The following is a 6,441-nucleotide window of genomic DNA, read 5'->3' on the forward strand; positions in this document are numbered from 1 at the left end:
CACTAATACTGTTTATATATACAGTTATCATGCTGACCCTCATTGCCGAATGCAAGTTTTGCCGACCTATCCCGCCATAAAAAGCATGTCAAAAGGATCTCTTGCTTGATCGCGGCGCTACATTTCGTTTACATAGACGAAATGCGAACTGGATCACGGAAATCATCATGGCACCCATCACCTACCGCTGGCTCTTCATTGCCGTCATTGCGCTGGTTATCTGGCGTCTGATCCCGCTCTCTACCGAGCAGGAGCTGGCCTCGGCCAACCGCGCCTGGCGCACCGGTCACTTCGATGAGGCAACCCGGATCTGGTCGCCGCTGGCGGATCAGGGCCAGCCACGGGCCCAGGCATTGATGGGCTGGAGCCATGAAATGGGGCAGGGGAGCGAGCAGGATATGGATCGCGCCATCAGCCTCTATCGTCAGGCGGCGCAGGCGGGGGACGCCTTCGGCCAATACCGGCTGGGGGAGCTCTATTTGCGGGGCGCCGGGGTGAAGCGGGATCTGCGCGAGGCGTTTCACTGGATGGAGCTGGCGGCCAGGAACGGTGATGTGCCCGCCATGTTGAAGGTGGGGGTTCTCCATCTGATGGGGGTCAGCGGGCGGGTCGATCTGCCCCGTGCCAAGGAGTGGCTCTATCAGGCCGCCAGGCAGGGCAACCAGCTTGCGCTCAAGGTGCTGCAGGAGCTGGAACTGGCCCAGGAGGGGAGCTCCACGTTCGATTTCAACTGGCAGCCCTTGTTGGGGGAATAACCTCCAAGCGGTTCATCTGGTTGTAGAAAATCTCAGCAAACCCGATACAGCCCCGCTTACTTCTGGTAGCATGGTCCGGTTTTTGGTTTGTCTTGCGACGTTGAACGGATTGTTTGCGTCACGGGGCGCCTTCACAAAGTGCTGTGGAGAGCCAGAACATCACCCATTTTTGAATGAATCTTTCCATCCCGCATGTGCCCTTTGGTAGGGGGCACCACTGTATAAGGAAACACACAATGCCAATCATTACTCTGCCTGATGGCAGCCAACGTCAATTTGCCCACGCCGTTTCCGTCATGGACGTGGCCGCGGACATAGGTCCCGGTCTCGCCAAGGCGTGCATTGCCGGTCGGGTAAACGGTGAACTGGTGGATGCCTGCGAGCTGATCGAAGCCGATGCCTCCCTGGCCATCATCACCGCCAAAGACGAAGAAGGTCTGGACATTCTGCGCCACTCCTGTGCTCACCTGCTGGGTCATGCCATCAAGCAACTCTGGCCCCAGACCAAGATGGCCATCGGTCCCGTCATCGACAACGGTTTCTACTACGACATCGATCTCGACCGTACCCTGACCGATGAAGATCTGGCTGCCCTGGAAGAGCGCATGCTGGCGCTGGCCGCCAAGGATTACGACGTCGTCAAGAAGAAGGTCTCCTGGCAGGAAGCACGCGATGTGTTCGAAGCCCGTGGCGAGACTTACAAGGTCGAGATCCTGGATCAGAACATTGCCCGTGATGACCAGCCCGGTCTTTATCATCACGAAGAGTACATCGACATGTGTCGCGGCCCGCACGTGCCCAACATGCGTCACTGTCACCACTTCAAGTTGCAGAAGATGTCCGGCGCCTACTGGCGTGGCGACTCCAACAACAAGATGCTGCAGCGCATCTACGGTACCGCCTGGGCCGACAAGAAGCAGCTCAAGGCCTATCTGCAGCGTCTGGAAGAGGCCGCCAAGCGCGACCACCGCAAGATCGGCAAGCAGCTCGACCTGTACCACATGCAGGAAGAAGCGCCGGGCATGGTGTTCTGGCACAACGATGGCTGGACCATCTTCCGCGAGCTGGAAACCTTCATCCGCGGCAAGCTCAAAGAGTACGACTATCAGGAGGTGAAGGGTCCCTTCATGATGGATCGCGTACTGTGGGAGCGTTCAGGTCACTGGGAGAAGTACGCCCAGGCCATGTTCACCACCCAGTCCGAGAACCGCGAGTACGCCATCAAGCCGATGAACTGCCCGGGTCACGTGCAGATCTTCAACCAGGGCCTGAAATCCTACCGTGACCTGCCGCTGCGCATGGCCGAGTTCGGCTCCTGCCACCGCAACGAGCCGTCAGGCTCACTGCACGGCCTGATGCGGGTACGGGGTTTCACTCAGGATGATGCCCACATCTTCTGTACCGAAGAGCAGATCATGGAAGAGGTGTCTGCGTGCATCCGCATGGTCTACGACGTCTACGGCACCTTCGGTTTCGAGAACATCGTGGTCAAGCTCTCCACTCGTCCGGAACAGCGTATCGGCTCCGATGAGGCCTGGGATCGCGCCGAGGCCGCGCTGGCCGAAGCGCTGGTGCTGAACGGTCTGAAGTACGACCTGCAGCCGGGTGAGGGGGCCTTCTACGGTCCCAAGATCGAATTCACCCTGCATGACTGCCTTGACCGTGCCTGGCAATGTGGTACCGTGCAGCTCGATTTTGCCCTGCCGGGCCGTCTGGGTGCCACTTATGTGGGCGAAGACAACGAGCGTCACGTCCCCGTGATGATCCACCGCGCCATTCTGGGCTCGCTGGAGCGTTTCATCGGGATCCTGACCGAAGAGTACGCCGGACTGTTCCCGACCTGGTTGGCACCTACCCAGGCCGTGGTCATGAATATTACCGACAATCAGGCCGATTATGCGGTGAAAGTAGCCAAAGCATTGAATGATGCGGGCCTTCGCGCAAAAGCGGACTTGAGAAATGAGAAGATTGGCTTTAAAATCCGCGAGCATACTTTGAAGCGGGTACCTTTTATGCTGGTCTGCGGCGATAAAGAAGTAGAAGCCGGCAAGATTGCAGTACGTACCCGTAAAGGGGCTGACCTGGGCTCTTATCCTGTTGAAGAGCTGATTGCTCTGTTGACCCAGGAAGTTCAGACCCGCGGACAAAAGAAAGTGGAGGAATAAGCTATAAAAGGCGGAAAAAAACTGGGCAAGCAACCGCAAGCCCGCGCTCACCGGATCAACGAAGAGATCCGTCTGAAAGAAGTTCGTCTGACTGGCCTGGATGGTGAAGCCATTGGCATCACCTCCATCCAGGATGCTCTGAACTTGGCCCTTGAGGCCGGAGTGGATCTGGTCGAGATCAGTCCGAACGCTGAGCCGCCCGTTTGCCGGATCATGGATTACGGCAAATTCCTCTACGAAAAGAGCAAAACCACCAAAGAACAGAAGAAAAAGCAGAAAGTCGTCCAGGTCAAGGAAATCAAATTCCGTCCTGGCACCGACGAAGGCGACTATCAGGTAAAACTACGCAACCTGGTTCGCTTTCTGGAAGACGGGGACAAGGCAAAGGTCACCCTGCGCTTCCGTGGTCGTGAAATGGCCCACCAGGATCTTGGTATCAAGGTTCTGGAACGCGTCAAGAACGATCTGGAAGAGCTGGCCGTAGTCGAATCGTTCCCGAAAGTCGAAGGCCGTCAAGCTGTGATGGTTCTCGCACCCAAGAAGAAATCTTAAGGCCCACAAGAAATTGACTCATGGGGCCAGCCCCATGAGTCGGTTCGCCTTGCGATTTTGTTGTCACTCACAATGCGGAGTATGAAATGCCGAAGATGAAAACCAACCGGGGCGCCGCAAAGCGCTTCAAGAAGACTGGCTCAGGTCGCTTCAAGTGCAAGCACAACCACCTGCGTCACATCCTGACCAAGAAGAGCAGTAAGCGTAAGCGTCAGCTGGGACCGAAGTTCTTTGTTTCCGCTGCCGACCACAAACGTGTTGTCGCTTGTCTGCCGTACGCATAAGGGGGGATGTGAAAAATGCCAAGAGTTAAACGTGGTGTGACCGCTCGCGCTCGTCACAAGAAAGTAATGAAAGCCGCCAAGGGTTACTACGGCGCTCGTTCCCGTGTCTACCGCGTAGCGGTACAAGCGGTAACCAAAGCTGGTCAGTATGCCTACCGTGACCGTCGCCAGAAAAAGCGTCAGTTCCGTCAACTGTGGATTGCTCGTATCAACGCAGCAGCCCGTCAGAACGGTCTGTCCTACAGCCGTCTGATCAACGGTCTGAAGAAGGCTTCCATCGAGATCGATCGCAAGATCCTGTCCGATATCGCCGTTCACGACAAGCTGGCTTTCACCGCCCTGGTTGAAAAGGCCAAAGCAGCTCTGGTTTAATCCGGTTCTGTTATAAATGCTAAAAGGAGGCTCAGGCCTCCTTTTTTGTATCTGCAAGATACCGTTTTTACGGGTATCTACTTTTCTGTTCTCCCTATCTGTCTACCTTGAGCAGCCTGGCTCTTGCCTCTCAGTGGTCAATGTTCTCTTTCGTGCATGCCATGGGCGTAATTACCCCCTTCTTTTGCTAACCCGGTTCTTCATGACTCCCTCAATCCCATATTCTGATGCGCTCTCTATGTCACTGGGTTGCGTTGCGATCGGGTGACGTCGGTCTGCCTGCGCCGGCGCGAGGATGGCTGCTTTGTTTACCTGCAGCAGGGCAAGCCGAACTTGATTTACCGGCCAGAGGATGTGATCTGGCTGGCCCAGTACGACCCCGAGCAGCAAGTCTATGGCATGCCCGATTACCTAGGCGGCCTGCAGTCGGCCCTGCTTAACCAGGATGCCACCCTGTTTCGGCGCAAGTACTTCCTCAATGGCGCCCACATGGGCTTCATCTTCTACGCCACCGACCCGAACATGGACGACGACACCGAGGAGGAAATGAAGAAGATGATTGCGAGCAGCAAGGGGGTGGGGAACTTTCGCTCCATGTTCGTCAACATTCCTGACGGCAAGCCCGATGGCATCAAGCTGATCCCGGTGGGGGACATTGCCACCAAGGACGAGTTCGCGGCCATCAAGGGGATCACTGCCCAGGATGTATTGACCAGCCACCGCTTTCCGGCGGCGCTGGCCGGCACCATTCTGACCAATGGCGGGGGAGGGCTCGGGGATCCCGAGAAGTACGATGCGACCTATGCCCGCAACGAGGTGTTGCCACTGTGCGAGCTTATCCAGGATGCCATTAACAGCGCGGGACTCCCTCGCTCCCTCTGGGTCGATTTTCGGGAGAATATCGGTTCAACTGTATAAACAAACAGTGTTCGCTGTGGCAAGATAGGCTGTTGGTTTGGATAGAGAAGGGGGCGTAATGCGGGTTTATTGCAAAGTGTGTGGCCAGCGGGGCCGCATTACCAAGACCAATCAGCTGAGCTCGGCAGTGGCTGACCTCTACTGTCAGTGTACCAACGCAGAGTGTGGCCACAGCTGGGTGGCCACACTCTCGTTCAGTCATACCCTCAGCCCATCTTCTAGAGCGACCAGCCAATTGGTTCTTAGTTTGGTTGGTTCGTTGACTCCGGAAGGACGGCAGATGGTGTTGCAAGGTCTGGAACTATAGCGTCTAGCTAAGAACTTATCGCTTAATCCATTTGTATAAACCATAAGCCGCGGCGCCAATGGCTACCGGAGCTGCAGCAGTTATAACAAGCCCGGTCGCCATTCCTCCACCAACAACACTTCCAACAGCTGCAAGTCCTGAAGTTATGCCTGTCGCTCCAAGGCCAGCAACAGAACCTGCTGCTGCAACAGTTCCTACTGAACCAGCAGCCCCAGCCACACCACCAACAGCACCAGCAATTTTTGCTTCGTCATCAGTTTTTGTGCTCATTAAAACTCCAAATATTCCCTCTTGGCGTGACAATGGAGATCGAGGGACTAGATCTCAATCATTGTGTTGTGCGCAAGCACCTTCTCGTATTATCCCTGCAACAAGGCGGGATTCATTAGGGGATTATTTTCATATTTCTAAGCTTTAATGTCTACAGATTTAATACTCGTGTGATGCCCAACCATTTTCACCGCATATCTGGTTAATCTATCGACTTGAAGTGAGCGTTCGATGAAGTTCTGCGTGAGTTCTTCTGTACAGATCTAGTTATCACCTGACACCGGCCTCAAACCGGTGTCTTGTTTACGCTACTTTAGAGCGCACTTCCTTCGGTATCAATTTCAGTCCCTTTTTGAACATGCTGTAGGGGGTCTGACCCTCCATCATCCTGCTCTGATGTGGTCGCTGGTTGTTGTAGTGCTCCAGATAGCTATCCAGGTCTGTCTGCATCTGCTCCACCGACTCATACCAGGTTGTCTTCCCTTTGATACGGAAGTGTTCATCCAACAGGGTTCGATGCAGCCGTTCGATAACGCCGTTGCTCTGTGGCCTGCGTACCTTGGTGGTCCGGTGCTCAATCCCCTCCAGTTGCAGGAACAGCTCGTAGGGATGATGGTCAGGGCGCCCGCAGAACTCGCGTCCGTTATCCGATAGGATGGTGTAGACCCGCGCCTCGTGAGCCTCGAAGAACGGCAACACAGTTTCATTGAGCACATGGACCGAGGTCACCGGCAGCTTGCTGGTGTAGAGCCGCCCCCAGGCGTGGCGGCTGTAGCAGTCCAGCACGGTTTGCAGATACACCTTGCCAACCCCCTTGA

General features: G+C 55.5%; 8 protein-coding genes and 1 pseudogene. 7 read left to right on the top strand and 2 right to left on the bottom strand.

What is annotated here, in order from left to right; translation table 11 throughout:
- Positions 1-167: 167 nt before the first annotated feature.
- From AB5Y95_RS06460 to AB5Y95_RS06490, 7 genes and pseudogenes are all read left to right on the top strand, one after another.
- Entirely contained in the window at positions 168-755 is a 588-nt protein-coding gene (locus AB5Y95_RS06460) for a tetratricopeptide repeat protein (protein ID WP_042049426.1), read from the top strand.
- Positions 756-991: 236 nt separating this feature from the next.
- Positions 992-2,920 (top strand): threonine--tRNA ligase, encoded by a 1,929-nt coding sequence (thrS, locus tag AB5Y95_RS06465; protein WP_005300655.1) that lies wholly within the window; start codon positions 992-994, stop codon positions 2,918-2,920.
- Positions 2,921-2,941: 21 nt separating this feature from the next.
- Positions 2,942-3,472, top strand: a complete 531-nt coding sequence (gene infC, locus AB5Y95_RS06470; RefSeq protein ID WP_185219337.1) for a translation initiation factor IF-3 — start codon at positions 2,942-2,944, stop codon at positions 3,470-3,472.
- Between the two features lie 86 nt (positions 3,473-3,558).
- Positions 3,559-3,756: a 50S ribosomal protein L35 gene (gene rpmI, locus AB5Y95_RS06475; RefSeq protein ID WP_005300673.1), complete on the top strand. Its 198-nt coding sequence runs from the start codon at positions 3,559-3,561 to the stop codon at positions 3,754-3,756.
- Positions 3,757-3,771: 15 nt separating this feature from the next.
- Positions 3,772-4,128, top strand: a complete 357-nt coding sequence (gene rplT / locus AB5Y95_RS06480) for a 50S ribosomal protein L20 (RefSeq protein ID WP_005300683.1) — start codon at positions 3,772-3,774, stop codon at positions 4,126-4,128.
- A gap of 267 nt (positions 4,129-4,395) precedes the next feature.
- Positions 4,396-5,046 (top strand): annotated as a pseudogene (locus tag AB5Y95_RS06485) (phage portal protein); the annotation flags it as partial.
- A 58-nt stretch (positions 5,047-5,104) separates the two neighbouring features.
- On the top strand, positions 5,105-5,353 hold the full coding sequence (locus AB5Y95_RS06490) for an ogr/Delta-like zinc finger family protein (RefSeq protein ID WP_211030096.1): 249 nt from the start codon (positions 5,105-5,107) through the stop codon (positions 5,351-5,353).
- A gap of 15 nt (positions 5,354-5,368) precedes the next feature.
- Here the strand turns inward: AB5Y95_RS06490 and AB5Y95_RS06495 are convergent, their stop codons facing one another.
- Complete coding sequence (locus tag AB5Y95_RS06495) at positions 5,369-5,623, bottom strand: hypothetical protein (protein ID WP_199428773.1); 255 nt, start codon at positions 5,621-5,623, stop codon at positions 5,369-5,371.
- Between the two features lie 303 nt (positions 5,624-5,926).
- On the bottom strand, positions 5,927-6,441 hold a 515-nt coding region (locus tag AB5Y95_RS06500; RefSeq protein ID WP_368159951.1), incomplete at its 5' end, for an integrase core domain-containing protein.

This window comes from Aeromonas sp. R5-3, assembly GCF_040908225.1.
GTDB lineage: Bacteria > Pseudomonadota > Gammaproteobacteria > Enterobacterales > Aeromonadaceae > Aeromonas > Aeromonas dhakensis.

Bases quoted from the DNA above. Each gene is read 5' to 3' on its own strand.
- AB5Y95_RS06490 (WP_211030096.1), top strand. From the start codon at position 5,105: ATGCGGGTTTATTGCAAAGTGTGTGGCCAGCGGGGCCGCATTACCAAG.
- rplT (WP_005300683.1), top strand. From the start codon at position 3,772: ATGCCAAGAGTTAAACGTGGTGTGACCGCTCGCGCTCGTCACAAGAAA.
- AB5Y95_RS06495 (WP_199428773.1), bottom strand. From the start codon at position 5,623: ATGAGCACAAAAACTGATGACGAAGCAAAAATTGCTGGTGCTGTTGGT.
- rpmI (WP_005300673.1), top strand. From the start codon at position 3,559: ATGCCGAAGATGAAAACCAACCGGGGCGCCGCAAAGCGCTTCAAGAAG.
- thrS (WP_005300655.1), top strand. From the start codon at position 992: ATGCCAATCATTACTCTGCCTGATGGCAGCCAACGTCAATTTGCCCAC.
- AB5Y95_RS06460 (WP_042049426.1), top strand. From the start codon at position 168: ATGGCACCCATCACCTACCGCTGGCTCTTCATTGCCGTCATTGCGCTG.